Annotated in this window: 28 protein-coding genes and 1 tRNA gene; 16 read left to right on the top strand and 13 right to left on the bottom strand. The window is 67.3% G+C overall.

All coding sequences use genetic code 11. The features are described from left to right. Positions 1-164 precede the first annotated feature (164 nt). The 6 genes from FS507_RS03165 to FS507_RS03140 all read right to left on the bottom strand — a co-directional run bounded on the left by FS507_RS03165 (position 165) and on the right by FS507_RS03140 (position 6,885). Positions 165-935, bottom strand: a complete 771-nt coding sequence (locus FS507_RS03165) for a glycosyltransferase (protein ID WP_145941363.1) — start codon at positions 933-935, stop codon at positions 165-167. Next, on the bottom strand, positions 932-2,293 hold the full coding sequence (locus FS507_RS03160) for a bifunctional PIG-L family deacetylase/class I SAM-dependent methyltransferase (RefSeq protein ID WP_260853148.1): 1,362 nt from the start codon (positions 2,291-2,293) through the stop codon (positions 932-934). Before FS507_RS03160 ends, FS507_RS03165 begins: the two co-directional genes overlap by 4 nt. Positions 2,294-2,301: 8 nt before the next feature. Next, on the bottom strand, positions 2,302-3,384 hold the full coding sequence (locus FS507_RS03155) for an acyl-CoA dehydrogenase (protein WP_145941361.1): 1,083 nt from the start codon (positions 3,382-3,384) through the stop codon (positions 2,302-2,304). A 136-nt stretch (positions 3,385-3,520) separates the two neighbouring features. Further along, positions 3,521-3,594, bottom strand: a tRNA-Pro gene (locus FS507_RS03150). A 106-nt stretch (positions 3,595-3,700) separates the two neighbouring features. Next, positions 3,701-4,615, bottom strand: coding sequence for a metallophosphoesterase (locus FS507_RS03145; protein ID WP_145941448.1), 915 nt, complete (start codon positions 4,613-4,615; stop codon positions 3,701-3,703). 113 nt (positions 4,616-4,728) lie between these two features. Continuing rightward, complete coding sequence (locus tag FS507_RS03140) at positions 4,729-6,885, bottom strand: transglycosylase domain-containing protein (RefSeq protein WP_440130330.1); 2,157 nt, start codon at positions 6,883-6,885, stop codon at positions 4,729-4,731. Positions 6,886-7,415: 530 nt separating this feature from the next. Between FS507_RS03140 and FS507_RS03135 the strand changes: the two genes are divergently transcribed. The 4 genes from FS507_RS03135 to FS507_RS03120 all read left to right on the top strand — a co-directional run bounded on the left by FS507_RS03135 (position 7,416) and on the right by FS507_RS03120 (position 9,448). Then, positions 7,416-7,829, top strand: coding sequence for a WhiB family transcriptional regulator (locus tag FS507_RS03135; protein ID WP_304032242.1), 414 nt, complete (start codon positions 7,416-7,418; stop codon positions 7,827-7,829). A 70-nt stretch (positions 7,830-7,899) separates the two neighbouring features. Continuing rightward, positions 7,900-8,052: a DUF4177 domain-containing protein gene (locus tag FS507_RS03130; protein WP_075814027.1), complete on the top strand. Its 153-nt coding sequence runs from the start codon at positions 7,900-7,902 to the stop codon at positions 8,050-8,052. Next, positions 8,053-8,556 (top strand): RidA family protein, encoded by a 504-nt coding sequence (locus tag FS507_RS03125; protein WP_145941360.1) that lies wholly within the window; start codon positions 8,053-8,055, stop codon positions 8,554-8,556. A gap of 67 nt (positions 8,557-8,623) precedes the next feature. Further along, positions 8,624-9,448, top strand: coding sequence for an MBL fold metallo-hydrolase (locus tag FS507_RS03120; RefSeq protein ID WP_145941359.1), 825 nt, complete (start codon positions 8,624-8,626; stop codon positions 9,446-9,448). A 22-nt stretch (positions 9,449-9,470) separates the two neighbouring features. Here FS507_RS03120 and FS507_RS03115 read toward each other — a convergent pair whose 3' ends face one another. The 3 genes from FS507_RS03115 to glxR all read right to left on the bottom strand — a co-directional run bounded on the left by FS507_RS03115 (position 9,471) and on the right by glxR (position 11,962). Further along, on the bottom strand, positions 9,471-10,385 hold the full coding sequence (locus FS507_RS03115) for a DMT family transporter (RefSeq protein WP_145941358.1): 915 nt from the start codon (positions 10,383-10,385) through the stop codon (positions 9,471-9,473). Beyond that, positions 10,382-10,993, bottom strand: coding sequence for a TetR/AcrR family transcriptional regulator (locus tag FS507_RS03110; protein ID WP_260853132.1), 612 nt, complete (start codon positions 10,991-10,993; stop codon positions 10,382-10,384). The genes FS507_RS03115 and FS507_RS03110 overlap by 4 nt, the downstream gene beginning before the upstream one ends. Positions 10,994-11,278: 285 nt before the next feature. Further along, positions 11,279-11,962, bottom strand: a complete 684-nt coding sequence (gene glxR / locus FS507_RS03105) for a CRP-like cAMP-activated global transcriptional regulator GlxR (RefSeq protein WP_075814043.1) — start codon at positions 11,960-11,962, stop codon at positions 11,279-11,281. A gap of 179 nt (positions 11,963-12,141) precedes the next feature. On the opposite strand from glxR, the gene nth reads away from it, so the two are divergent. The 5 genes from nth to FS507_RS03080 are packed head-to-tail and all read left to right on the top strand — an operon-like array spanning position 12,142 to position 16,606. Continuing rightward, positions 12,142-12,882 (top strand): endonuclease III, encoded by a 741-nt coding sequence (gene nth, locus FS507_RS03100; RefSeq protein ID WP_145941356.1) that lies wholly within the window; start codon positions 12,142-12,144, stop codon positions 12,880-12,882. Further along, positions 12,879-13,622 (top strand): TlpA family protein disulfide reductase, encoded by a 744-nt coding sequence (locus FS507_RS03095; RefSeq protein ID WP_260853131.1) that lies wholly within the window; start codon positions 12,879-12,881, stop codon positions 13,620-13,622. The genes nth and FS507_RS03095 overlap by 4 nt, the downstream gene beginning before the upstream one ends. Then, positions 13,619-14,488: an NUDIX hydrolase gene (locus FS507_RS03090; protein ID WP_145941354.1), complete on the top strand. Its 870-nt coding sequence runs from the start codon at positions 13,619-13,621 to the stop codon at positions 14,486-14,488. Before FS507_RS03095 ends, FS507_RS03090 begins: the two co-directional genes overlap by 4 nt. Then, complete coding sequence (locus FS507_RS03085; RefSeq protein ID WP_145941353.1) at positions 14,485-15,681, top strand: MarP family serine protease; 1,197 nt, start codon at positions 14,485-14,487, stop codon at positions 15,679-15,681. Before FS507_RS03090 ends, FS507_RS03085 begins: the two co-directional genes overlap by 4 nt. A gap of 34 nt (positions 15,682-15,715) precedes the next feature. Further along, the gene (locus tag FS507_RS03080) at positions 15,716-16,606 is read left to right on the top strand and encodes an alpha/beta hydrolase (protein ID WP_145941352.1); all 891 of its coding nucleotides are present in this window, start codon (positions 15,716-15,718) and stop codon (positions 16,604-16,606) included. Here the strand turns inward: FS507_RS03080 and FS507_RS03075 are convergent. The 3 genes from FS507_RS03075 to FS507_RS03065 form a co-directional block, all read right to left on the bottom strand. Then, entirely contained in the window at positions 16,569-17,492 is a 924-nt protein-coding gene (locus tag FS507_RS03075; protein ID WP_145941351.1) for an alpha/beta fold hydrolase, read from the bottom strand. The genes FS507_RS03080 and FS507_RS03075 overlap by 38 nt on opposite strands. 26 nt (positions 17,493-17,518) lie before the next feature. Then, positions 17,519-18,025 carry a phage holin family protein gene (locus tag FS507_RS03070; protein WP_145941350.1) on the bottom strand — a complete coding sequence of 169 codons (507 nt, stop codon included), beginning with the start codon at positions 18,023-18,025 and terminating at the stop codon, positions 17,519-17,521. Positions 18,026-18,128: 103 nt separating this feature from the next. Beyond that, entirely contained in the window at positions 18,129-19,025 is an 897-nt protein-coding gene (locus tag FS507_RS03065) for an HAD family hydrolase (RefSeq protein WP_260853130.1), read from the bottom strand. A 186-nt stretch (positions 19,026-19,211) separates the two neighbouring features. Here FS507_RS03065 and FS507_RS03060 point away from each other — a divergent pair, with 186 nt between their 5' ends. The 7 genes from FS507_RS03060 to FS507_RS03030 all read left to right on the top strand — a co-directional run bounded on the left by FS507_RS03060 (position 19,212) and on the right by FS507_RS03030 (position 24,614). Next, the gene (locus FS507_RS03060) at positions 19,212-20,195 is read left to right on the top strand and encodes a hypothetical protein (protein ID WP_145941348.1); all 984 of its coding nucleotides are present in this window, start codon (positions 19,212-19,214) and stop codon (positions 20,193-20,195) included. Beyond that, on the top strand, positions 20,192-21,361 hold the full coding sequence (locus FS507_RS03055; RefSeq protein WP_145941347.1) for a TadA family conjugal transfer-associated ATPase: 1,170 nt from the start codon (positions 20,192-20,194) through the stop codon (positions 21,359-21,361). The genes FS507_RS03060 and FS507_RS03055 overlap by 4 nt, the downstream gene beginning before the upstream one ends. 5 nt (positions 21,362-21,366) lie before the next feature. Next, positions 21,367-22,524 carry a type II secretion system F family protein gene (locus tag FS507_RS03050; RefSeq protein WP_260853129.1) on the top strand — a complete coding sequence of 386 codons (1,158 nt, stop codon included), beginning with the start codon at positions 21,367-21,369 and terminating at the stop codon, positions 22,522-22,524. Positions 22,525-22,697: 173 nt separating this feature from the next. Further along, on the top strand, positions 22,698-22,832 hold the full coding sequence (locus FS507_RS03045; RefSeq protein ID WP_145941346.1) for a DUF4244 domain-containing protein: 135 nt from the start codon (positions 22,698-22,700) through the stop codon (positions 22,830-22,832). A gap of 14 nt (positions 22,833-22,846) precedes the next feature. Then, positions 22,847-23,215: a TadE family type IV pilus minor pilin gene (locus FS507_RS03040; protein ID WP_145941345.1), complete on the top strand. Its 369-nt coding sequence runs from the start codon at positions 22,847-22,849 to the stop codon at positions 23,213-23,215. Continuing rightward, positions 23,190-23,558 carry an Rv3654c family TadE-like protein gene (locus tag FS507_RS03035; protein WP_260853128.1) on the top strand — a complete coding sequence of 123 codons (369 nt, stop codon included), beginning with the start codon at positions 23,190-23,192 and terminating at the stop codon, positions 23,556-23,558. The genes FS507_RS03040 and FS507_RS03035 overlap by 26 nt, the downstream gene beginning before the upstream one ends. A 144-nt stretch (positions 23,559-23,702) precedes the next feature. After that, complete coding sequence (locus FS507_RS03030) at positions 23,703-24,614, top strand: DUF4352 domain-containing protein (protein ID WP_222121380.1); 912 nt, start codon at positions 23,703-23,705, stop codon at positions 24,612-24,614. A gap of 7 nt (positions 24,615-24,621) precedes the next feature. Here FS507_RS03030 and FS507_RS03025 read toward each other — a convergent pair whose 3' ends face one another. After that, on the bottom strand, positions 24,622-25,929 hold the full coding sequence (locus FS507_RS03025; RefSeq protein WP_145941344.1) for a lipase family protein: 1,308 nt from the start codon (positions 25,927-25,929) through the stop codon (positions 24,622-24,624). Between the last annotated feature and the right edge of the window lie 3 nt (positions 25,930-25,932).

The raw sequence follows: 25,932 nt of genomic DNA, 5'->3' as shown, positions 1-25,932 counted from the left end.
ATGTCCCATCGTGGGAAATGGAAGACGGAAATTTCTCGTCCATTACCATTGCTCGTTTGCGTTAATGCATGCGAAAATCGCCGAGCCGAATTTCGGTAAAACGGATCGACTGGGGGAGTGAGGTGAATTACAGTAACCAGGTGGCGTTGATGTGCTCTCCTTGTCTAGGTTCCGACCGTGGGTTCCTCGGCTGGGTCCGTGCGGGACGCCCTGGTGTCCATGTCGCGCAGATAGTCGGCGAACCCACCCGATACCCGGCTCGTCCGGCGGGCCGAGGTCAGAACTCGGCCACGGTCCGTCGCTGTCCACGGGACGCCGATGTCCTTGAGCAGACGAACCGTCGCGACGTCCTCACCCACCGCGATTCCGGCGAACCCTCCGACGGCAAGCAGCCTGTCGAGTCGCACGCCGAGGTTCGCGCCGTGTACGGAGGAGTGCCCCTCGTCCAGGGTGTGCCGGGCCGACCACAGCCGGACGGTCTCCGAGTCCGGGGCTTCGTCAGGGGTCACGGTCCCGATGACCAGGTCAAGGCCGGCATCGGCGTCATCGCGTTGACACGACAGCCACTGGGGCGGGACAAGGGAGTCGGCGTCGGTGTGCGCGGTCCAGTGACGCTCAAGTGCGATACCGGAGGCGGCACCCCAGGTCGTGGCGTCCGCCACCCCGGCATTGCGTACCGCACCGATGTGGGCGAAGTAGCCGGACAGTGTCCGGATCTCCAGGCCGGCGCAGTAGCCCCGCACGTCCTCGACCTGCTCCTCGCTGGAGTCGGTGCACCGGTCGAAGACCACGGTCAACGAGACCGGGAGATCAACCTGCCGAGCTGCGTCCGCGACGGCGCGGACGGCGGAGCCGACGGTGCCGGCCTCATTGTGCACCGGCATGATGACGGACATCGCCGCGACACGGCGCGAGTTTTCCGTTGCAGAGGTCACCGGGCATCCTCCCCGTCGGTGGGGACGGACCACATGATGACCTCGAAATCCGGGTCCTCGATCCGTAGCGACTCCGGTAGTTCGAGTGTCTCGGCGAGCGCGGCATGGACTGCCGTCGCGTCCAGTGGCCAGCCGACGAGCGGATGCCGCCAGTGACAGGCCAGGACGACCGGGGCGCCGGAGTCCCGGATCCTGCCTGCGAGGGCCAGCATCCGTCGCGGGCTGAGGAAGTACCCGGTCTCCGAGAGCACGACCACGTCGGGGTGAAGTTCACCGTCGGCCGAGTCCGGGTCGGAGGGCCACTGCTCCGGTACCCGGCACTGCCGGAAATCCACCCGTGGATCCTGGATCGTGCGGCGGGCTGCGGCCAGGGCGGCCGGGCTCTCGTCGACTGCGACGACCCGGTCACAACGGTCGGCGAGTTCGGCGGCGAGGGTGCCGACCGAGCATCCGATCTCGAGAATCGTGCCGGTGCAGCTGTGGGGCAGCGCCGCCGTGGTGAGCGCCCGTTTACGGGTCTCGTACCACCTTGTCCTGGTCGACCAGGGATCAGGGGAGTGACGGTGCAGATCATCGAGAGGCGAGTGCCGGTCAGGCACGGTCCGGATGAACGTCTCTGTGGCGCGGGAGAAATGCGTGAGGACGCCGTGGTGCAGAAGTGCCTCGTTGCCGGGTTCCGGGCCGAGCGGTTTCACCTGGGACTCATGGGTGGTGACCGCGGACTGTTTGGCTGACCTGGCGGCCTGGTCCAGCCCCAGGGTGAGGAGACGTCCGTCCCGGGAGAGCATGGGAAGGTCGGACGGAGACGCCCAGTGCCAGAACCACAGCGGGGTCTCCAGGTGAACGGCGTCGGTACGCCAGGCTGCCGCCGATGCGGAGAGCGCGGCTGCGCGGTGGTCCGGATGACGGTCGCCGCGCCAGGTGGAGACCAGCAGGCAACCGGAGCCGTCGCCGACGGTCTCGACGGTGGCGGTGGTCATCGACTCGGTATGCTGCGAGGTCGCCCCGTCGGGAAGACGCAGGAAACGGAGGTGTGCCTGCGGTGCGAGGCGTGTCACCGCGGAAGCGCATTCGCGGCGACGGACGGTGGCGAGGTCGTCCGGGGTGTGCGTGGGGGAGTCGGGGTGGGAGGCTTCCCCGTCGGTGGCCACGAGAACGTCGACGGGCATACCCTGCGCGGCGGCCATCGAGATCAGGCCACCGCACATGAGGGTCTCATCGTCCGGGTGCGCGGCCAGCACCACCAGACGGTCGAACTCCGACAGGTCCAGAGGGGCCGGGGTTTCGCAGCTCACCACATTCAGCTCTCGCCACACTGCCTCCTCGGTGCCGCGGTCACGGTGGTCGAACGCCGTCATCTTCGCCACTACCGTCCACCCCACACCGTGGGAAGGCCGTCGAGGGCGCGCGAACCCACGGTGGCGAGATCCTTCTGCGGTTTGTGCTGACGCAGGTAGACCTGGAGATCGGCGACACGGCGCGCATAGTCGTCGTCACCGGTCAGCGGGGCGGGACCGAGTGCATGCAGGACACTGGTGAGGGTCGTTTCGCAGGCGTCATGGGCGATTCCGCGGATGCGGAGCACCTCGGCCCATTCGGGACCGTGGTCGTCGTCCTCCCGGTCGGCGCGTCCGGCGGTCTGGTCGAGGACGGCACCGGCTGCGGACAGCACTGAGTCGCAGCGTCCCAGCTGCCACAGGCTGATCTGGTCCACACCGGTGCCGGGTACGTCCGGATCAGCAGTCTCGGCGCGGTGGGACAGATTCATGTGCAGAGCCTGGGCCAGGGCGGTGGCGGCTCCCCACCACACCGCCGCGACGCCGACGCCGCCGAGGGCGAATCCGGGGCGCGTCAGGTACCAGTCTTCAGGACCGACGTCGTGTGCGTGGACCGTGTCGAAGTCCAGGGTGACTGTCTCGACGTCGCGCAGCCCGCGGGAGACCCACGGCGCATCGGAGACAGTCACCCCGTCCTCGTCGAGACGCACGGCGAAAAGGGTGCGTCCCGTCTCCGAGGTCCAGGCACTGACGAGTGCGTGGCTCAGTGATCCTGCCAGCGAGCACCACGGTTTCCGGCCCGTGAGGCGCCAACCGCCCTCGGGGGCGCGCTCGGCGCGCAGCGGGGCATCTCCTCCTTCGGCGGCGAAGACACCCCAGGTCGACCGTTCAGGGACGAAGATCACCGGATTGAATTCGCGTGCCTGATCGAGGATTCCGAGTGCGTCGAGGTGTGGCTCCACGGCCCGGGCGACCGTGAGATCGAGGGCACCGAGTTCCGCCAGACCCTGCCACAGCCGTCGGACGTTGCCGGGCGACTGCAGTCCGAGAGATGTCCGGATCGCGGGCGCCAGGTCCAGGGCCTTGCGCGCGTCTCCCCGTGCCCAACGGATCTTGGACTGGAGCGACACCGGAAGGACGTGGTGTTCGCCGTACGGAGTGAAGCGCGTCATCCGTCCAACGCTAGGAGAGCGCTGAGGTGCAGGACACACCCCTGAGGGTGGGATCGTGTGAGGCTTACAGCGGCATATGGATGAGAAAAACACCCTCCGTCCTGCCTGTGCAGGTCGGAGGGTGTACCTCTGGCTGTCGGGGTAGCGGGATTTGAACCCACGACCTCTTCGTCCCGAACGAAGCGCGCTGCCAAGCTGCGCCATACCCCGGTCTGGAACGGCACACCTCATCCCTCACGGGAATCACTGTGTCGCAACAGATAAGCACTATAGACCGACATCCGGCCCACTGGCAAAACAGCTGCACACGCCGGTGTCAGGACGGGCGTTCCACGATCCTGAGGAGCGTCGCCGACGGGCGGCAGAATGTGCGGAACGGGACGTACTTCGATGTCCCCAGGCCGTTGGTCACGTGCAACCACATGCGCTCGGACCAGCGGGAGAGTCCCGACACCCGCGAACGGTCGATCCCGCAGTTGGTGACGACCGCCCGTCCGCCGGGGAGACACAGTTGGCCGCCGTGCGTGTGGCCCGACATCATCAGCTGGTAGCCGTCCGCGGCGAACTCGTCGAGGACACGGGGCTCGGGGGAGTGCGACAGGCCGATGGCGAGATCGGCCTCCGGGTTGGGAGTGCCTCCGAGGGCGGCGTAGTCGTCCCTGTCGAGGTGCGGGTCGTCCACCCCGCCGACCGCCAGCTTCACCCCGGCGGTGGCGAAGTCGACGCGACGGTGGGTGGCGTCCTCCCACCCGTGCTCGACGAAGGCCGCACGCATGCCGCGCCACGGCAGTTCGACGTCACTCGGTTTGTTGCGCTTGCCCAGCAGGTAGTTGACGGGATTGACCGGGTGGGGCGCGTAGTAGTCGTTGCTGCCGAAGATGAACACCCCCGGTCGTCGCAGCAGGGGGCCGAGGGCGCGTAGGACGGCGGGGACGGCCTGCTCCTCTCCCAGATTGTCGCCGGTGTTGACCACGAGGTCGGGTTCCAGGGCGTCGAGCCCGGCGACCCAGTTCTGCTTGAGTCGCTGACCCGCCAGCATGTGCAGGTCAGAGACATGCAGGATCGTGAAAGCGTCCCGACCGTCGCCCAGCGTGCCGGGATCCAGCACCGGGACAGTCACCTCGTGCAGGACGAAGGCACGGGTCTCGAGGACAGCCGCCGCCGCGGTGGCGGCACCGACCACCGCCAACGTACCTGTGGCGGAGAGTGCCGTCGAAGCGATCCGGGACAACGCGCCCCTGCTCCGTCCCTCTCGGGTCACGGTCTGGCGGCGGGCAGCGGGCGGATGTTCTGGACTGCGTCGGTTACTCACCCTGCCCAGTGTAACGGCGGGTACCCGGCGCTCTACCCGACCTCGTCGAGTGTCATGTCCCAGTCGGTCGTGGCCTGCTGCTGCGTCGTGGAGGAGTCCGCCGCATTGCGGTACCGGGTGGGGTTGCCGCGGTCGTAGTCGCGGTTGTACCGCGGCAGGCCGGTGCCGCCGTAGCTGTCGATGATCGAGTTCGCGGCGGCGAAGAACGCCCGCGCCGGCTCATTGCCGCCGTACAGGTCACCGTTTCCGCACTGACGCAGGGGAGAGGTGCACAGCGGGGAGGCCTGGGAACCGTCGTTGAAGGCGTAGGTGGCACCGGCCAGGCCGGGGGTGAAGCCGAGGAATCCGGCGGAGAGGCTGGTCTCCGTTGTGCCGGTCTTCGCGGAGATCGGGCCGCTCCACCCGGACGCGTCCGCAGCGCCGGACGCCGTACCGTTACGCACGTCGCCGCCCATCCCGTTGGCCAGGGCATCCGCGACGCCCCGGGAGAGGGCCTGTTCACAGGGTGGAGTGTCCAGCGCGACCTCTTCCCCGGTGCGGTCCTTGACCGACAGAACGGGGGACGGCTCGCACCAGCGGCCGTGGTCGGCGAGGCTGGCAGACACATTCGCCAGCTCCAGCGGATTGACCTCCAGGGGGCCCAGGACGAAGGAGCCGAGGTTGCTGTCCTTGATGAACTCCGAGACCGAGCTTTCCCCGTCGTATGATCCTGGTTCTCCGTAGGACCGCAGGCCGAGTTGCACGGCGATATCGGTCATCCGGTCCGTGCCGAGCTTCTCCGCCATGGCCACGAACGGGGTGTTGGGGCTGGTGGCGAGCGCCTCCCGCAGACTCATCCGGGGTTTGAAGCTGCCGGCGTTCTCCACGCAGTAGCGGTTCTCCGGGCAGCCGGCGGCACCGCCGCTGCCCATGCCTGACACCTCGACGCGGGAGGGGACGTCCAGGGTGGTGTCCAGCCCCATGCCGTTCTCCATCGCCGCGGCGGCCGCGAAGATCTTGAAGACACTTCCTGCGCCGTTGCCTTCGGAGGTGTGGGTCACCGGGAGGACGGTCTCGCTGACGTCCGCGTCCAGACCGTAGGTCCGGGACGACGCCATCGCGACGACCTCGTGGGCGTCATCGGTGGGGGCGATGAAGTTCGAGGTCAGTGACACTCCCGGGGTGGAGGCGTCGGCCTGGGAACGTACCGAGTTCACCGCGGCCTCCTGTGCCGAGGGATCCAGGGTGGTGCGCACCGTGTATCCGCCGCGTGCGAGTTCACCGGTGTCGAGGTCGTGGTCCTCGAGATACGAGAGCACGTAGTCACAGAAGAAACCGGCGTTGTCGGCTCCGATACAGCCGTTGGCCTGGCCGACGGGGTTCTCGTTCACTCCGAGCGGCTCTTCGGCGAAGCGGTCGCGTTCAGCGGGGCTGAGGGCACCGGTCGAGGCCATGGCGTTGAGGACGTCGTTCCGACGTGACGTGGCGCTCTCCGGGTTCGCCCACGGGTCATGGGCGCTGGTGGACTGCACCATGCCGGCCAGCATCGCGGACTGGGGGACCGTGAGGTCCGCGGCGCTCGTGGAGAAGTATGTGCGTGCGGCGGCCTCGACGCCGTAGGCGCCGTTGCCGAACGGGATGAGGTTGAGATAGCGGGTGAGGATCTCGTCCTTCGAGTACCGCTTCTCGAGATCGGTGGCCATCTTCATCTCCCGCAACTTGCGGGTGGCCGAGGTCTCGGTCGCTGCGGCGCGTTCCTCGTCGTTGGCGGCGTCGATGAGCAGCAGGTAGTTCTTGATGTACTGCTGGTCGATGGTGGAGGCGCCCTGCTCCACGCCACCACTGGAGAAGTTCGCGGCCAGCGCCCGGAGGGTGCCGCGGACATCGACACCGTCGTGTTCGTAGAACCGACGGTCCTCGATCGCGACGATCGCCTGTTTCATGCTGTCTGAGATCTCGTCCTGGCTGACCGAGTACCGGCGCTGGTCGTAGAGGGTGGCGAGGGTGTTCCCCTCACGGTCTGTGATGGTGCTGACCTCGGGGAGTGACTCATTGTCGTCGATGTCGGCCAGATCGCTGTCCACGGTGTCGGAGCCGGCGTTGACGGCGAAACCCGCACCCCCGACCAACGGGATGGCGGCGAACGCGGTCAGCACGCCGATCATGACGATGGCGAGGATGAGTGTGGCCGCGTTCCTGAGGTATGTCACACGCAAAGGGTATCGGATGCCGCCGGAGAGGGGGAGTTCCCGTCGGGATCGCCGGCAGGGGGAGTTTTCGGGGGTGGCGTCAGGACGGGGACGTCGAGGGTCCGCGGAGGGCGGTGAGTCCGGGCCACGGCGCGTGCCCGATAACAGTGTCGGTGGATTCCGGCGGCAGAATCGGATATCGGTGACGGACATCACATGCTGCCGACTCATCGCGCCCCGGATGTGATGACCAGCACATTCTCTGGGACGTTCGCTCCATTCGGCCACGGTCGCCCGCCTGATGTGCTGTACGACGGCGAAAAATCGCACCGCTGTCCGCCGGGAACGCGCGGGGTGCGGGGGATGCTCCCCGACGGGCCCAACCGTCGTCCGGTGATGTGCCACACACTTTCTCGGAACATGTGCGATTCGACACTTCTAAATCTGTGTGAATACACTTACATCCAGTTTGCTGATGATCACTTCCGGGGTCTCGATCTCCGGAGCCGGGGATCGTCATTCCCGGCCACTATCCACAGCGGAAGGACATCATGACCGCATCACTCCGACATCCTGACAGCACCACCGGCACCACCTGCGCGGACGACGGTGCCGCCCCCGAGGTCCGTAGCGGTAACCAGGGCGTCCTGCACCGCACGGCCGGTCAGGTGACCACCCGCGAGTCCTTCAACAACCGGGGCGAGTGGATCACCCAGGCGCACTGCCGCAACATCGACCCCGAAGAGCTGTTCGTCCGCGGTGCGGCCCAGCGCAAGGCAGTGGCGATCTGCCGCCACTGCCCGGTCGTGCTCCAGTGCCGCGCGGACGCCCTCGACAATGACGTCGAGTTCGGCGTGTGGGGAGGCATGACCGAGCGTCAGCGCCGCGCCCTGCTGCGCAAGCACCCTGAGGTGGAGAGCTGGGCGGATTTCTTCGCCGGCCAGCTCGAGGCGTCCCAGGGCTGATTCCGCCCGGTTCCACCACTCCCGCTCCGGCCCTGTTCCACGCGGCCGGAGCGTTTGTATACTCGTCGGCATGACTCAATGGGAATACGCCACCGTTCCACTCCTGACCCACGCGACCAAGCAGATCCTCGACAACTGGGGTGAGGACGGCTGGGAACTCGTGTCCGTCCTTCCCGGGCCCACCGGCGAGCAGCACGTCGCCTACCTGAAGCGGGAGAAGTAGATGACCGGCGGCACTGACGGCACCGGCGGTACCGGCGGTAGCGGTAGGGTCTCCGACCGTCTCGCTGAGCTGGGGATCACGCTTCCCCCGGTCGCGGCACCGGTCGCCGCCTATGTTCCTGCGGTCCAGACCGGTGACCTGGTCTTCACCTCGGGCCAACTGCCTTTCACCGACGGTGTGCTGCCCACCACCGGAGCCGTGGGGGAGGACGCGGCCGTGTCCCCGCAGGACGCCGCGTCCCACGCCCGCACGGCCACCCTCAACGCCCTGGCGGCGATCGACGACCTCGTGGGGATTGACCGTGTCCGCCAGATCGTCAAGGTCGTCGGATTCGTGGCCTCTGCGCCCGGCTTCGGCGGACAGCCTGCCGTCGTCAACGGCGCCTCCGACCTGCTCGGCGAGATCTTCGGGGAGGCTGGCGCGCATGCCCGCAGTGCCGTCGGCGTCGCCGAACTGCCGTTGGGGAGTCCCGTCGAGGTCGAACTGGTCGTGCGCGTGTCGTAGCTGCCCCGCCCGGGGATCACCCCCGCCGGGCCTGTCGATTGGCGTTCCCCACAGTAGGATCGGTGACATGGAGCACCCCGCGTACAGCCAGTTGCGTCCCGTCACCCCCTCCGTCGGAGTGGTTCTGTGTGACAACCCCAGCTACCAGGCCCTCGAGGGCACCAACTCGTGGGTCATCCGGGCCCCAGGTGACATGGCGAGCGTCATTGTCGACCCGGGACCCCACGACGAAGGTCACCTCAACGTCCTCCGTAGAAAAGCGACCGAGGGCGGCGCAGAGGTGGCGCTGATCCTCCTGACCCACCATCACCCCGACCACGCCGACGGAGCTGGCAGGCTCCGGCAACTCGTCGGGGCCCCTGTGCGTGCCGTCGACAAACGCTACTGCATCGGCGGGGAGCCCCTCGTGGACGGCGAGATCATCCGGTGCGACGGCATGACCCCGAGCATCGAGGTGCTCGCCACACCCGGCCACACCGACGACTCGGTATGCTTCGCGGTGCACACCGAGGGTGGAGAGTCCAGCACGGATCTCGAGGGCATCCTCACCGGGGACACGATCGCGGGCCGACACACGACCATGATCTCGGAGACCACCGGCGACCTGGGGGACTACCTGGAGTCCCTGCGGCTACTCGCGCGGCGGGGATCCGGGGTGCGGATGCTGCCGGGGCACGGTCCCGACCGCGACGACACCGCCCAGCTGGCGGTCAAGTACCTGCAGCGCCGTGAGCACAGGTTACGGCAGGTCACCGAGGCAGTGGAGGCGTTGGGTCCGGACGCGACCGTCGGTCAGATCGTCGACGAGATCTACACCGACGTGGATCCGGTGCTGCGGGACTCAGCCAAACAGTCCACCCGCGTCGCCCTCCGGCATCTCGGTAAACTGTAAGCGGATCCCCGGGCTCCCGGACTCAACGGCTCTCCGTCGGGGAGTGAGACCGGTCCGGGGCGAGCGCAAGAACAACCAGCACCAGCCCGATCAGGACGAGACCGACCCAGCCCAACGGGGCGAGCCGTTCCCCGACGACAAGTACCGCCAACAGGGCGGCGACGGCTGGTTCGAGCAGTGTCACCGTGGTCGCCGTGCTCGGGGAGAGCCGGGTGAGCCCGTAACCGAACAACACGTACCCCAGGAACATGGGGACCAGCGAGATGTAGGCAGCCACTCCCAGCGTCGTGGCGGAGTCCAGGAGAGGCCCACCGGTCACCAGCAGCACGGGTACCAGCAGGGCCCCGCCGACGCCGAAAACCGATCCCATCGCCGCGGCCCGTCCCGTTCCGGCGAGCATCAGCCGGAAGGCCACCCAGGCGTACAGCGCATAGGACACACCCGCCAGCAGGCCGAGCGCGATGCCGGCGAGGGTCGCTGAATTGTCGGCGGTCGTGTCGTCCCCGCCGGAGGCCACACTGATCAGCACCGCGCCGGTGATCCCGAGCCCGGCTGCGCTGCTCCACCAGGGGCCCAACGAGGTCCCTCCGGTCACTTTCTCGATGACGCCGGCGGCCAGTGGCGCTGACGCCAGGGAGATCACCGTGCCCACGGCGACCCCGGCCAGGTGCATCGAACTGTAGAACGCCAGTGGATAGGCGAACACGGCGAGCCCGCCGAGCAGGATCATGCCACGCTGCTCGCGGAGCAGTGTGCGGGTGCGCCACAGGTCGGGAGCGGCGATCAGTGCCTGCAGCAGGCCGCCGACCCCGAGGGACACGGCCCCGATTGCCAGCGGACCGACGTTCTCGGCCAGACTGGCGGCGGTGCCCGTGGTCCCCCAGAGCACGGCGGTGACAGTGACGGCCAGGAGTGCAGGAAGGCGGGAGGCCGTCATACGGCGTCGGGGGAACCGGTCGTCGCCCGCCGGACGATCTCCTCGGCAAGGTCACGCGCGCGACGCAGATGCTCTGTCGTGCCGTCCAGCCCCGAGCGTGTCATGGCGCCCTCCAGCAGGAAGGAGAGGTGCCCGGCAGTGACGCCGACCGCGTCTTCGGTGTCCTCGGTCAGGGGGCCCGGTTTCAGTGCCGCCAGCAGGAGATCTTCGACCTCCTGCTTGTGCCTGCTCACCTGGACACGCGGTGGCGAGCCGGCCGGGAACTCGGCGGCACTGTTGAGGAGCCCGCAGCCGCGGAAGCGCTGACCGTCGGCCTCGGCGTGGTCGGTGTAGGCGTCGAACACGGCGAGGGCCCGGCCTGCCGGTGTGGGGCCTGCGTCCCGGAGACGGTCGTGGTAGAGGCCGAGCCACTGGTGGTGGCGTTGGTCGATGAAGGCGGCGATGAGGTCGTCCTTCGACGAGAAGTTGTTGTACAGGCTCTTACGGGCGACGCCGGCATGGGCGACGACGGTGTCGATGCCCGTTGCGGCGATTCCCCGCTCGTAGAACAGTTCTGTGGCTGCGGCGAGAATTCGCTCGCGGGCAGGGCGGCGTCGGGTCTCCGGCACGCTGATCTCCTCGGTCGTCCACGGACAGTTAGGTAGCCAGATCAGTCTACCTACTTTTCCGGAGAGTTGAGAACCAGAGGTACGGCAGTGTCATTCAGGTGCCAAGATCGGTCGGCTCAACGGCGCTGTGGCGACGGATTCTGGCACCTGATTCACAAGGATCCGGTAGCCCGTGGACGGCAAAAAGCGTGAGCTTCCGGCCCGTTTCCCGTGCGCCGGTGTCACCGGGGCGGGAAATCGGGACGGAAACTCACGCTGAGACGGGAGCCGCCGGGAAGGGTGGGGTCAGCGGGCGCGCTTGGCCAGTCGCTCGGTGTCGGAGATCAGCACCGACTTGCCTTCCAGGCGGATCCAGCCGCGGTGGGCGAACTCGGCCAGGGCCTTGTTGACCGTCTCCCGCGACGCGCCGACGAGTTGCGCGATCTCTTCCTGGGTCAGGTCGTGGTGGACACGTAGCGCACCTCCCTCCTGGACGCCGAACCGGTTGGCCAGCTGCAGCAGTGCCTTGGCCACGCGCCCCGGGACGTCGGTGAAGATCAGGTCCGCCAACGTGTTGTTCGTACGGCGCAGACGCCGGGCCAGTACCCGGAGCAGCTGTTCGGAGATCTCGGGATGGGCCGAAATCCAGTCATGCAACATCTGGGAGTCCATCGTGGCGGCGGTCATCTCGGTGACACACACGGCCGCGGAGGTGCGGGGCCCCGGATCGAAGATGGACAGCTCACCGAACATGTCGGACGGTCCCATGATCGTCAGCAGGTTCTCCCGGCCGTCCGGCGCGTGCCGGGCCAGCTTCACCTTGCCGCTGATGATGATGTAGAGGCGGTCGCCCGGTTCACCCTCGTCGAAGATGGTGGTGCCTCGTGGGAACGTCACCGACTCCAACTGCTCGATGAGTGCGTTGACCGCGGTGGCCTCGACACCCTGGAAAATTCCGGCGCGAGACAGGATCTCAGGTACTTCACCCATTACTCGTCTGACTCCTGGTCTTGGTACTGTTTGTCTGCTGTTCGGTGGCAAGCTGGCGGTGCTGGCGATGCTCTGGCCGACGGTGACGGGTTGGTCACACCGGCCCCCGAAAAGGGTCACTCCACACAATACAGCGTAGGGGGCATGTTCTGTGGAACGCGGGTTAGACTGTCTCCACCATGGTCGACACATCCTCCTCCCAATCCTCTCGGTCCTCAGGGTCTTCACACTCCGCCGCCCGTCACCGTCCGTCCGGTGAGAGTCCGCTGGCGTTGACCCGTCGGACCCGCTGGGTCAACAGGACCCTGGCGCAGGAGTACCCGGACGCGCACTGCGAGCTCGACTACTCCACGCCGCTCGAACTCCTTGTCGCGACGGTGTTGTCCGCGCAGTGCACGGACAGACGCGTCAACCAGGTCACTCCGGAACTGTTCCGGGAATTCCCGGACGCAGCCGCCTACGCCGGTGCCGACCGGGAGCGGCTGGAGGAGCTCATCCGCCCGACGGGTTTCTTCCGGAACAAGGCGTCGAGTCTCATCGGTCTGGGGACCGCACTGTGCGACGAACACGGCGGTGAGGTGCCCGGCACGATGCCGGAACTCGTCGCCCTGCCCGGTGTGGGCCGCAAGACGGCGAATGTCGTGCTGGGCAATGCCTTCAACGTGCCGGGCTTCCCGGTGGACACCCACGTCGGGCGGGTTGTCCGCAGGCTGGGACTGACCACGCAGACCGACGCCGTCGCCGTGGAGAGGGAAATCACCGCGATGGTGGAGAAGAAGGAGTGGACGATGTTCTCGCACCGGTTGATCTTCCACGGTCGGCGTGTGTGCCATTCCCGCCGACCCGACTGCGCCAGTTGCGTCCTGGCGCCCAAATGCCCGTCATCCGGAGCCGGGGACCGGGCAGGAGTGCAGGCGTGACCGGCTCCGAGGAGACGGGTCAGACTCCAGGCCGTCCCGACGCCGCGGGTTCGCGGTTGCGCACGGTCCTGCTGGTCGTGGTGGTCGTCGTCGGTGTGGCAGTTGCCGCCGTGCCGATGATCATCTCGCTGACCGGTGGGGACGACGCGACGACCCCGGTGGCGCCGACGTCCTCCGTCCCGCCCGGATCCGTGGAACCGGCACCGGACGACTCCACGCCACCGGACCCGGCCGACACGTCCTACGATGTTCCGGCAGGCCAGCGCATGTCCTGTCCGTCGCCGGACGGCAGTGTTCCGGTGGCACAGGACGCCGAGCTCGACGACGTCGTCCTGCCGTGTCTGACGGACGGAGGAGGGGAATCCACCGCATCGGTGGCCGAACTCGCCTCGGGACGCCCGACCCTCGTCAATGTCTGGGCGTGGTGGTGTGGCCCGTGCCGACAGGAACTGCCGGTGCTCCAGGAGGTCGCTGAGAAGCATCCGGAGTGGAACATCGTCGGTGTGCACGCCAACGAACGTGGGCAGGCTGGTGTGGATCTCCTGGCTGACCTGGGCGTCCGGATCGCGAGTTTCCAGGATTCGACCGGAGCCGTCGCCGCTGCGGCGTCGCTGCCGGCCGTCGTCCCCTTGTCGGTGATCTACGGCGCCGACGGTTCGCGTCTGGAGATGCACCCCGGCGAACTGACCTCCGTGGAGCAGGTGGAAGAGCTGATGGCACGTAGTATGGGGAACTCATGAACCGACCCACCGGGTCCCCGGACAGGGACCACTCACTGCAGGACTGGCTGGATGCCGCCCAGACACAGCCGGGGATTCCCGCTGACCTGCCCGGATGGGTCCGCGCCCTTGTCAGGGCAGCACGTACGGACGCCGGGGAGGACGCCGCGGCGGGAATCTTCAGCGAGCCGGCACGGACCGTCCCCGACACCGGCCCGGACGGCACCCCGCCCCGGTACTCCGCAGTGCTCGTGCTGCTCGGCGAGGACGAGACAGGGGAGAAGACCGTCCTGCTGACCCACCGTAACCCCAGGATGCGCACCCACTCCGGGCAGATCGCCTTCCCCGGGGGCCGTCGTGAGCCCCAGGACGCGGGCCCGGTGGAGACCGCCGTGCGCGAAGCGGTCGAGGAGACCGCCCTCGATCCTGCCTCGGTTGTCCCTGTGACGGTGATGGACCCGTTGTACATCGACCGGACGAACCACGCGGTCATCCCCGTCATCGCCTGGTGGCGGACTCCGGGCCCGGTGCACCCGGCGACCCAGGAGTCGGACTGGGTGCGGGCGTACCCGGTGGCCCGCCTGGCGGAGCCCGCCCTCCGCAGCCGGATCGGGTTCCTCGGCTGGCACGGCCCGGCCTTCGACGTAGACGGCTATCTCCTGTGGGGGTTCACCGGTGGCGTCGTGGACGCCCTGCTGCAGATAGCCGGATGGGACCAGGTCTGGGAGGATCCGTGGACCGACGGGCAACCTCCCGAGGTGGGTGACCTGTTTGCGGCGCTGGAGGCGTCCCGCAACGGTGAGAACCTCGCCCCGGCGGTCCTCGGTGACCGCCTCGGCGGTGAACTCGGGAACGACAACGGCGAGAACGGGAAGGAACCCCGATGAGCGGTTCGGTCATCGTCGATGTCGCCCTGGTCGTCATCGCACTGTTCGCCCTGCTGTCCGGCTGGCGGCAGGGGGGCTTCTCCGCCCTGCTGTCACTGGTCGGCGTGCTCGGTGGCGGTGTGCTGGGCCTGCGGATCCTGCCGTGGGTGATGGGCTACGTCGACGGCGACACCCAGCGGTTCCTCGCCGCGCTCGCCGTCGTCGCCGGGTCCGTCGTGATCGGGTACACGCTCGGATCGGTGATCGGTGGACGCCTGCGTGATCTCATCCGCACCCGGGTGGCCCTGCGCGCAGACTCCGTGGTCGGGGCGCTTGTACAGGTCGTCACCACGGTGGTCGTGGTCTGGCTGATCGTCGTTCCGGTGGCCGGCAACAACTCCGGTGACCTGGGCAAGTCGGTGCGCGGCTCGTCGATCCTGTCGGGAGTCAGCGACATCGCGCCGTCGTGGCTGGAGGCGCTCCCGCAGCAGACGGCGTCGTTCTTCAGCGACTCCGGGTTCCCCGTGATCACCGATCCGTTCGATGACGTCCCCTCTGCCGAGGTGGACGCGCCGGACACCGCGCTGGCGGACACTCCTGTCGTCGCAGAGACCCGTCCGTCGCTGGTGCGTGTGCTGGGTGAGGCCGAGCAGTGCAGCCGGATCCTGCAGGGATCCGGTTTCGCCGTCGAGCCGGACCTGGTCATGACGAACGCCCACGTTGTCGCCGGTACCGGCCGGGTCGCGCTGGAGACCGTGGACGGTGACGCTGAAGGAGAGGTCGTCTACTACAACCCGTCGGAGGACATCGCCCTGATCCGTATCACGGACGGGGCGACGCTCCCGCCGCTGGACTGGGCTGACGGCCCTGCCGCGCAGAATGACGACGCCATCGTCATGGGATTCCCGCTCGGCGGCCCCTTCCAGGCCACTCCGGCACGTATCCGGGAGATGTTCACGGTCTCCGGACCCGACATCTACGCGGACACGCGCGTGGACCGTGAAGCCTACACGCTGCGCGGGACCGTGGTACAGGGTAATTCGGGCGGCCCCCTGCTCGACAGGGACGGTCGTGTCCTGGGGCTCGTCTTCGGTGCCGCCGTCGGGGACTCTGACACCGGATACGCCCTGACGAAGAATGAAGTCCTCTCCCATGTCGGGGACATCGCGTCCTACCGCGGCCCGGTGGACACGCAGAAGTGCGTGGTCAGCTGAGCCGGGGGCAGGCGGACTGTCTAGACTTGACGGCGTGACACGTGAACCCGACAGCAAGAAGCGTCACTGGTGGAGACGGGGTTCCGCCGTCCTGGCTGCCACGGCAGTCGGTGCCGCCGTGCTCACACCCGCGCTGGTGCGTGACGGGAGGGATGACGGTACCTGTCATCCCGACATCAGCGAGTTCCGCCACAAAGGACGCAGCAGCCAGGTCTACACCTACAGCTGCGGAGAGGTCGCCGACCTGGACGGTTCTGACGGTTCTGACGGTTCTGGTCCGCCGAGGGGCGTGCTCGTCCACCTGCACGGCGACGGCGCGGGAGAGTTCGACCTCGACGGGGACGGTGGCGACGGGGGAGAGCCCACGCTGACCGAGATCGCACAGGTGGCGGCGTCCCGCAACATGGTCCTCATCGCGCCCCGTACCCCGGATCACCGTCGCGGGGAAACGTGGTGGCGCACGCTCGACAGGAATCTCCGTTGGTTGACCGCTCTGGTCGATGACCGCGTACACGGCGAATACGGGCTGGATCCGGACAACGTCTGGTGGTCGGGGTACTCGGGAGGGGCCGAGATGCTCAGTTACGGTGTTCTGCGTAGCGCCCGGGAACTGGTGTCCGGCGGGGCGGTGCTGATGGCGGGAGGCGGGGCGCCGGAGGAGACACCTGACTCCGGTGCCGAACCGATCACAGTTCCGCTGCGGTGGTACGTCGGGGACCTTGATGACGGAACGCGCAGCATCGACGGCTTCGATGCTCTCAGCGCAGCCGCAGAAGGCTCCGCCTGGCACCGCGCGGCAGGTGCCGATGATGTCGAGCTCCACACCCTGCCCGGAGTCGCCCACCTGGATTTCCCCCAGGCTGAGGTGCTCGACCGGGTACTGCCGCCTAGTGCTCCTGATCGCGCCGGGAAACGGCGCGGATGATCGCCGCCACAGCCGGGGGATCCTCGATGTGGGGGAAGTGGCCGACGCCGTAGAGGAGCTCCGATCTCGACCCCTCAGCGCCCCGGGCAGCCGAGCGCCGCGCGATCCGACGGGAGTAGGCGGGGTCCATCGACCCGTCGACGCAGACGGCGGGGGCCTCGGTACGGGCGGGGAACGTCCGGTTGAAGTCGCCGCCCTCGGGCCGCAGCCGGCTGCGCAGGGTCCAGCGCCGGTATTCACAGGACAGGTGTGCGACCTTGTCGATCTGCATCGCCTCACGGCGGAGCTCTTCGTGGTCCCGGCACCTGTCGGTACCACGGAATCCGGGTGCCACCTGGTGGCGGAAGGAGGTGGCCACGGCAGCAGACCCGTTCCTGCGCAGTGCACGTTCGGGGAGGCGGGGGAGTTGGGCGTAGAGCGAGGCGCGCACCCGTGGCCACTGGGATACAGGGTGCAGGAGGACAGACCGGGCGAGCACCAGGGGGTGAGCGGAGGCCAGGGTGACGATACCGCGGACACGTTGCGGCTCATGGGCGGCCATCGTCCAGGCAATCAGACCGCCTTCACCGTGTCCGACGACGAGGGCGTCGGTGTGCCCGAGCGCGCGGATGGCCCCGCACATGTCGGAGGCGGCGGTGGTCAGGTCGTAGCCGCGGGGTGTCTTGTCTGAGCGGCCGTAGCCACGCAGGTCGACGGCGGCGACACGCACCGGCGGGGCGGTGGGGTCGCAGAGCTCAGGCATGAGGTCGCGCCAGTCGAAGTGGCCGCCGGCGAAGCCGTGGATGAGCAGAACCAGCGGGGCATCGGCCGGGCCCTGGAGCACGACATGCAACCGGATGCCCCGGGTATGGATGTACCGGTGCGTCGCGTCGGAGGGAGGGGTCATCGTAGAGAGGGGATCGCCCGAGTGGGCTAGGTGAACATCCCGTTGTCTGCGGTGGCGTCGTTCTTGCCGGAGGGGACGACGGACTTCAGGTCGTTGATGGAGTCGATTGTCGCCTGTGGTTTCTTGACACCCTTCACGAATTTCACGCCGACGAGTGCCAGGAGCGCCACCAGGACGAACATGATGCCGAAGACGATGAGGAACGCCGACCAGCGGGGCAGCCAGTTGTCCAGCAGCTCCGCGAGGAAGAAGAAGAAGAAAAAGGAGCTGTAGGCCAGCACGACGCCGGCGGCACCGAACAGGGCGACGGCGATCCCGGCCTTCTTCGCGGTGCCGGAGATCTCGGTCTTGGCCAGTTCCACTTCGGAGCGGATCAGGGAGGACACCTGGGCGGTGGCGTCTTTCACGAGGTCGGCGATACTGCCGCCACGACCTGCGGCCTGCGCGTCCACGTCGGACAGCGGGATGGAGTTGACCTTGGGGTTGAAGCTGTCCTGGTCAGTGAACAGGCCGTTGCTGTTCTTGTCGCTCACTACGCACTCTCCTGGTCGATGGTCTAACTCGGATCCTACTGGTTGGTTCTCCACGCTATTGTGCCAGAGGCTCTTGCATGGTGAGGGAGAAGCCGTACTCTTTCTACTCGTCCTCGCGTCCCCGGAGCCAGACCAGCAGTCCTGCCGCGACGGTGCCGACGAGGGCGACAGCGGCGGATGTCCCGGCGATGGCGCCGGTGTGCTCGGGAAGTGTGAACAGCGGTTCGGTGCGTCCGAACCTGGCGATGGGCCAGTCGCGGGTGGTCGCTTCGCGGCGGAGGGTACGGTCGGGGTTCACGGCGGTGGGGTGGCCGACGGCTTCGAGCAGGGGGAGGTCGGTCGCTGAATCGGTGTAGGCGTAGCTGACGGAGAGGTCGTAGCCTTCCGTCCCGGCGAGACGGCGGAGCCCTTCCACCTTGGCCGGACCCTTGCAGAAGAACGGGACCTCGCCGGTGAACCGGCCGTCGTCGTCGACGTCGAGTTCGGTGGCGATGAGATGGTCGGCGCCGAGTTCGTCGGCGATGGGGGTCACCAGGACGCGGGCGGAGGCGGTGATGATCGCGACGTGGTGGCCCAGGGCGTGGTGCCGGGCGATGAGGGTGCGGGCCTCGGAGTAGATGACGGGGACGATGACGTCCTGCAGGGCGCCGTGTGCGACGTCGGCGAGATCGGCCTGGCTGCGCCCCCGGATCATGGCCACCAGGGTGTCGCGGGTGGTGTTCAGGGAGTTGTCGTCGTGTCCGCTGATCATGTAGTTGCCCAGCATCATGAGCATGCGCAGCATGTCGGTGGTGGTGATCAGTCCACGTTCGGCGAGGGGTTTGCGGTAGGCCATCGACGCCGAGGTGTCGATGATCGTCTTGTCCAGGTCGAAGACGGCGAGGACGGTTGAGGGGTCCGCGCCGGAATCGGTGGCGATGGACTCGATCAGCTCGGCGACGGGCGTGTTCTCGGCATGGGTGTCGTCCGGCTCGCGTGGTTCTCCCTGCGGCGTAGTCACATCTACACCATACGTCCCAGGAGTTATGTTCGTTACCCTGCGTCTCATATCATCCTCTCGTGGTGAGCGTTGTCCACGGGGCCTGGGGACAGTGACACGGAATCCGGTCCGAAGTTGTCCACAGGTTCACCTCCTGGTGGTCCGGCTCTACCGTCGGGGTGGCCGGTGATGCCACTATCTACCGCCATGAGGGGAACACGAGGTGTCAGGGGAGTGTCCGGCAGGTACTCCGGGGTCAGCCGTCCACGGCGGGAGAAGGCGTCGCCGGTGCTGCTGATGCTTGATGATCCCGGGCTGGTGGATGAGGTCGCCATGATTGTCACAGTGACCGGGAGACGCATGGTCCGGGAGGACGAGGTAGCCGACCTCCCCGGTCTGGTCCTGGTGACGGACTCGCCGGATCCTGATGTGCCGGAGACGGCCGGAGGCCGGTCCTCGGTGCGTGTCATCCGGGTCAGTGGTGTGCCGGGCGTCGGGTCCGGGGCCCTGCAGATCCCGGAGGCTGCGAATGAGCTGGCGGCCGCGATCGGCTGTCATGACCCACTCGACATCGCTGTCGCGGGTGTGGTCGGTGGCGCCGGGACCAGTGTCTTCGCTGCCGCACTCGCCGGAGCTGTGGCAGATCCGGGACCGGACGGTACTGACGGCCCGGGCCAGGCACTGTTGGTGGATGACGACCCGCTGTCCCGGTCGGGGCAGTTCCGGCTGCTTCTCGGTGCCGAACGCGACGGGGAGGACGATCCTGCCGACCGGGAGGTGACCTGGGTGCAGGATGTCGGCGTGGTCGAGCCCCGGCGGTCCACCGGGGTGGTGTGCACGGCGCTGCCGTCTCGTCCGGTCGTCAGGGACTGCGGACGCGGTGACCTGTCGGCACTACCGGAGACGGTGACCGGCCGGATCCTGGTTGTACCGCAGACCGTCCCGGCGGTCCTGGCGGCGCGACATGTCGTGGCCACCTGTAGCCGGATCCATGTCGTGTTGCGCGAACTCCCGCGTTCCGGTCTGACCTGGAACCAGACGCTGAGCCTGCTGGGACGGGCGCCCACGGTGACCTGGGAGGACGATCCCTTCCTCACCGTGGATGTGGACCGCGGTGACTTCCGGCCCACGGGAAGCGCTGCGGGGACCGCCGGGACCGCGGCCCTCCGGTTGTTGGAGGAGATCCGGTGATCGGTCGGACGAAGGTGCGTTCAGCGGTGTCTGTCCCGTCGACTGGCTCCGCGGTCCACTCCCCGCCCCCGGCCCTCCTCGACCGGGTGAGGGACGAACTGGTGGACCGTGCCGTGCTCCGCCCGTCCCCGGGGGACATCGCCGGGGTCATCGGGATGATGGATGGTGCGGAGAGTGCCGGGGTCGAGCAGGTGCGGGTACTCACCCGTGAATTCTCCGGACTCGGGGACCTGGCGATTCCATTGGGGGACCCGAACGTCACCGATGTCCTGATCAACGGGCCCGGGCCGGTGTGGATCGACCGGGGCCGGGGAGTCGAACCGACGGACCTGCATCTGCCGGATGAAGACGCCTGCCGGCACATTGCCGTGCGCCTCGCGGCGGCGTGCGGTGTGCGTCTGGACGACGCCTGTCCCTTCGCCGACGGCATCCTCACTGATCTGCCACAGGGAGTGGTCGCGGCCGGGGTGCGTGTGCACGCCGTCCTGGATCCTCCTGCCGGTGCGGGGGCCTGCGTGAGCCTGCGGGCGCTGTCCGGCAGTCACCGCAACCTGGAAGCACTGCAGGAGACCGGTATGTTCCCCGACGACGGTGCCCGCCTGCTGCGTGAGCTCATCGAGCAACGGCGCTCTTTCCTCGTCAGTGGGGGCACGGGTGCGGGTAAGACGACACTGCTCGCGGCATTGTTGAGCGAGGTACCTGTCGACGAGCGGCTGCTGCTCGTCGAGGACACCCCGGAGCTTCTTCCGGACCATCCGCAGGCGGTGAGGTTGCGTACCCGGGACGAAGGGCCGGACGGGGCAGGTGGCATCGACATGCGGATGCTCGTGCGGCAGAGTCTGCGGATGCGCCCGGACCGCATCATCGTCGGGGAGATACGCGGTGCAGAGATCGCGGAACTGCTGCTGGCCTTCAACACCGGGCACGGGGGTAGCGCGGGAACGCTGCACGCCAACAGTGTGTCTGCCGTGCCGGGACGCCTCCTTGCGCTCGGTGCCCTGGCCGGTATGTCGGCGGAGTCGGTGGCGCGTCAGGTCGTCGACGGAGTGGACACCGTGGTGCACCTGCACCGGGAGCAGGGGCAGCGGCGGCTCGCACAGATCGGTCAGTTGTCCGGCACGGGCGGCAGCCTGACGGTGGAACCGGTGTGGGGCCAGGCATGGTGACGGTGATGGCGTTGATCGGAACCGCAGCCATGGTGCTCTTCACCGGTGGTCGTGTCATCAGCGCAGTCCGGGCACTGTCCGGGAGTCGGAGGAGGATCCGGGAATACCGTGACTTCACCGATGCCTTCGCAGTGGAACTGCTGGTCGGGGCGCGGCCGGTAAGGGCGGCGGAGCAGGCGCTCACCCGGGAGCACAGTATCAGCGACGGGTTACGTCGGCAGATCCACCGGATCCGGCTCGGTGCGGACATCGCCGGTGACCCTGACCAGGGTCGTCCTGCAGGCGACGGAGAGGATCCGGAGCTTGTCAGACTCCTGCGCCTGTGGGCTACCGCAGAGCGTCACGGTCTGGCCCTGGGCAGCCTGATGGGACGCTCAGTGCAGGACCTGGACACCCGCCTGAACCACCTCGGTCACGTCTCCAGCGCACTGGCAGGCGCGCGCATGACGGAGGTGATCCTGCTGCTCCTGCCGGTAGGGGCGCTCGGCATCGGCCAGTCCATGGGTCTGGAGCCGCTGGCATTCCTTGTCGGGACCACTCTGGGTGCTCTGGTACTGCTGCTTGGGACCGGACTCGCCTGTGCCGGCGTGCTGTGGGTGGAGTCGCTGACCGTGACGGTGCTCGGCGGGGTCGGTGGTCGCGCCGGGCCCGGTGGGAAAGCAGGGGTCTCAGGGGGTTTTCGCATCCCGGGGGTCTCAGCGAAGCCAGGTCTCGGCGCGATCGCCGCTGCCCGGGTTCTCGATGTCTTCGCCGCGGCTATTCAGGCAGGGCTCCCTGTCGGGACGGCGTGGCGGGCAGCGGTACACGGGGCAACTCAGGGCACACGGGGTGACGATGACATGAACCACGCGGTAACCGACCTGCTGCGCGTTGCCGGCCTACTTGAGTTGGGGGCGGGGGCGGGTGCATGGCAGCACCTGGCCTCCGACCCGAACTTCGGGCCGGTGGCGCGTCGGGCCGGGTCGCAGGTCAGGAACGGCGGACGGATGTCAGAGGCTGTCACGGCCCAGGCAGACCGTCTACGGACACAGGCCGATGACAGTGCACGGGCGGGCGCTGAACGGGTGCTCGTCGCTGTTGCTGCACCGCTGACGCTGTGCTTTCTCCCCGCCTTCGTGGTGGTGGGACTGGTTCCACTGGTCATCGGGTTCGCCGGTGTGTGACAACAATCGGAATTACGGAGGGGAAGACATGGAAGAAAACGGCATGGACAGGGACCGGGATGTCCGGCGGGACATTGATCGGAAAGAAGCCCCGGAAGCCCCGGAAGCCCCGGAGGCTGCGGAGCCTGCGGAGGCTCCGGGGAACGACGGGGTGATAACGTCGGTTATGGGGGATGAGCACCATAGAGTACGCACTCGGATGTGTCGCGGCCGCGGCGCTGGGTGCACTGCTGTATCTCGTGGTGACATCCGACGCGGTGGAGGGCGCGTTGACGGCGATCTTCCAACGCGCGCTGGATACCCAGTAGACGGTGGCGGCAGCGTGAGGGGGATCTACGGTGATGACGGGTACGTGACGGTCGAGGCGGCCATTGTTTTCACCGCCTTAACCGCCGTCATCGGCACCGTCATCGCCGGGGTTCTCACCGTCGCGACGTACCTCGGCGCGGTGAGCATGGCCCGCGACGGAGCCAGAGCCGCCGCGCTGGGTGACGCAGCCGCGGCACGGTCTGTTGTCACTGAGCGTGAACCGGAGGCGTCGGTGACGGTGTCCACCGGCTCTCCCGGAGGTGCGCCGGATTCAGGGACCGGTCATCTGGTGTACCGGGTAAATGTCACCGTGCCGGGACGGTTGTTCGATGTGTCCGCGACGGCGGTGATCGTCGGTGAACCACAGGATGTGCCGCGATGACGCCGGCTCTGTGACTGTCGCCGGCGTGTCCGTCATTCTGGCGGTGGTGGCGTTGGCGCTTGTCATCGGTACTGGTGTGGCGGGCATGCTTCAGGGCCATCGCGCGTCCGCCGCAGCGGACCTGACCGCCTTGTCTGCGGCTACGGTGATGCAGGACAAAGGTCTGGAGGAAGCGTGCGGGACGGCGGAGGAGATCGCCGAGGCGAACAGCGCCCGGCTCACCTCATGTGAGCTGGTACGCGGTGAGGACACCGACTACGGCCCGGCGGGAGTCGAGGGGGTCGGTGTGACCGTGGTGATTGCGAGCAGGACCGCTACGGCGGAGGCCGGACCTGTCCGCTGATCTCTGGTCTTGCTTTCTTCATGAGAATGAAAGTAAGGTTCTCTGGTCACCAAGTTTTTACTGATGAGTAACTCTCCATACTATGTGTAAAAACGTCCATTTAGATGAAAGGACAGCACTGCGGAGACGTAGTGCATAACAAGTATGAGTAATTCTCATGGTCAGATGCCGAATGACCCCGACAACATTCCTGGCCAGGGTGTCCAGGCTAATGCGAACATCGACCCCCAGTACCATCCGGGTTACGTAAACCCGCAGTTTGCTTCGGCCCCGGAGAAACAGAAAAACACGCTCGGGTTGATTGCCTTCATCGTCGCTGTCGTCGGCTTCATTTTCGCATGTATCCCGGGCGCACTCATCGTCGGGTGGGTGTTGCTTCCGATCGCGTTTATCCTGTCGATCGTGGCTCTCTGTCTCAAGGGCAAGAAGCTGAATTTCGCGATCGCCGGCCTTGTGACCTCGATCGTAGGCACGCTCGTGGGAGTCGTTGTTTTCTTCACAGTCGTGGGAACGGCTTTCAACGATGCCGTGGATGAGATCTCGTCGGGGACGGACGTGTCGGTTTCCGAGCCGGGTTCTGACTCCGGAACACAGGGTGATCAGTCGAATGTCGATGACGATCGTGGTACTCGTGAGAACCCGCACCCGCTCGGGACGACGATCTCGGACGACGACTGGTCTGTGACGATCAACAGTGTCGACCTCGATGCTCAGGACGCTGTGATGGCGGAGAGCCCGTACAACGACCCAGCACCTGAAGGTATGACGTATGTACTGGTCAATGCGACTGTCGCCTATATCGGGGATTCGGATGAAGGCGAGATGCCGTGGACCACGATTGAATACGTCACGGCCGACGGCAGCACGATCTCCTCGGTTGACGGAAGTAACTTCGCGGTTACTCCCGATCGTCTCGACACCTTGTCCGACCTCTATCAGGGGGGCTCTACGACCGGAAATGTTCTACTGACCGTTCCGACGGAGACGGCGGCAGACGGTGTGCTCGCAGTTGAACCGGGGATGTTCTCCCAGAAGACTTTCGTCGCGGTGAGCTGACGTCGGCTCAGGCGAACAGCGAGCGCAGGAACGGGGTGGAATCCGCTATTGAAGCGACCATCGCCCCGCTGTGGTCCTCGGGGTACCAGTGCACGTCAACCTGCTCATTGGAACCGACGAACTGATTGATCCACATCTGCGAGTTCAGGATCAGCCCGATGGGACTGGGCACGTCGATGTCCAGGAGACCATGTCCCACGAACACCGGTTTGTCGTAACCGTCAGTCGGCGTGGCCATGTACGCGCGTAGTGCAGGCTCGAGACCAGGCACCGAGTTGATGGGGGCGGTGAAGGCACGGGACATGCCCACACCGTCGAGGGCATCAGCCAACGCGGGATAGCAGGCGGTTTCAGCCATGTCGGCGATCCGCCGTCCTTCGTCCGACAGCACAGAATCCAGGTTGATCTCCGGGTGGGCCTCCCGGAATCCGGCGAGGATGTACGCGGTGTACACGTTCAACCCGGTCGGAAGCACGACCGGAGGGAAGGACGGCGACCCGGCGAGCACCAGTTCCTCGACGTAGGCAGGAGCACCGGTGGCGACACCGCCCCGGTAGTCCAGCCCGAGTTCGTTGCTGCGTTCCGTCGCAGCATGGGCCACGTGCAACGCCGCTCCACCACCCTGGGACTGGCCGATCACCGCCCAGGACGAGGACAGTGAGGCACCGACCGAGCCGAGGGACTGTGCCGCGGCCACCGAGTCGATGACATTGGCTGCGCTGACCGATCCGTTGAGGTATGACATCAGTCCGGGCGTCCCCATCCCCACATAATCCGAGGCGACGATGGCATAGCCCTGGTCCAGCCAGTGGTTGAGGTAAGCGGCGTCCCGGTCCCCACGGGGCAGGGCAGACGGAGTGCAGTCGTCGCCGAGACCCACGGTGCCGTGTGCCCAGGCCAGCACAGGCCACCCGCCCTCAGGAGCGGGACCCGTCGGCAGGAAGACCGCAGCCGTAGATGCCGCAATCTTTCCGTGCTGGTCCACGGTCGAGTACACGAACCGCTGTTGGGTACCTGCAGAACTCAGGCCGAGCCCCGGAGTGAGCGGTACCTCGTCGACGGACACACCGACCCGATCAGGAAGTTCGACACCGGAGGTGACATCCAGGCCGGACCAGTCCGGTGTCTCCTCATTGGCCGCCGGCTGCCGTGCAGCATCACCGGCATCGACGAGATCCGTCGGGAGTGAGCCGACGGCGGAACTGCCCGCCGCAGGCACCGCACCAGCGGCCGGGACGAGACCGCCACCCGCCAGTGCAAGGACCGCCGCGGGAACCAGGAGACTCCGGAGTGGGGGCAGGACGGATCGGGACATCGG

The organism is Corynebacterium glyciniphilum AJ 3170 (genome assembly GCF_007673095.1).
GTDB lineage: Bacteria > Actinomycetota > Actinomycetes > Mycobacteriales > Mycobacteriaceae > Corynebacterium.
This window is presented reverse-complemented; position numbering and strand designations above follow the sequence as displayed.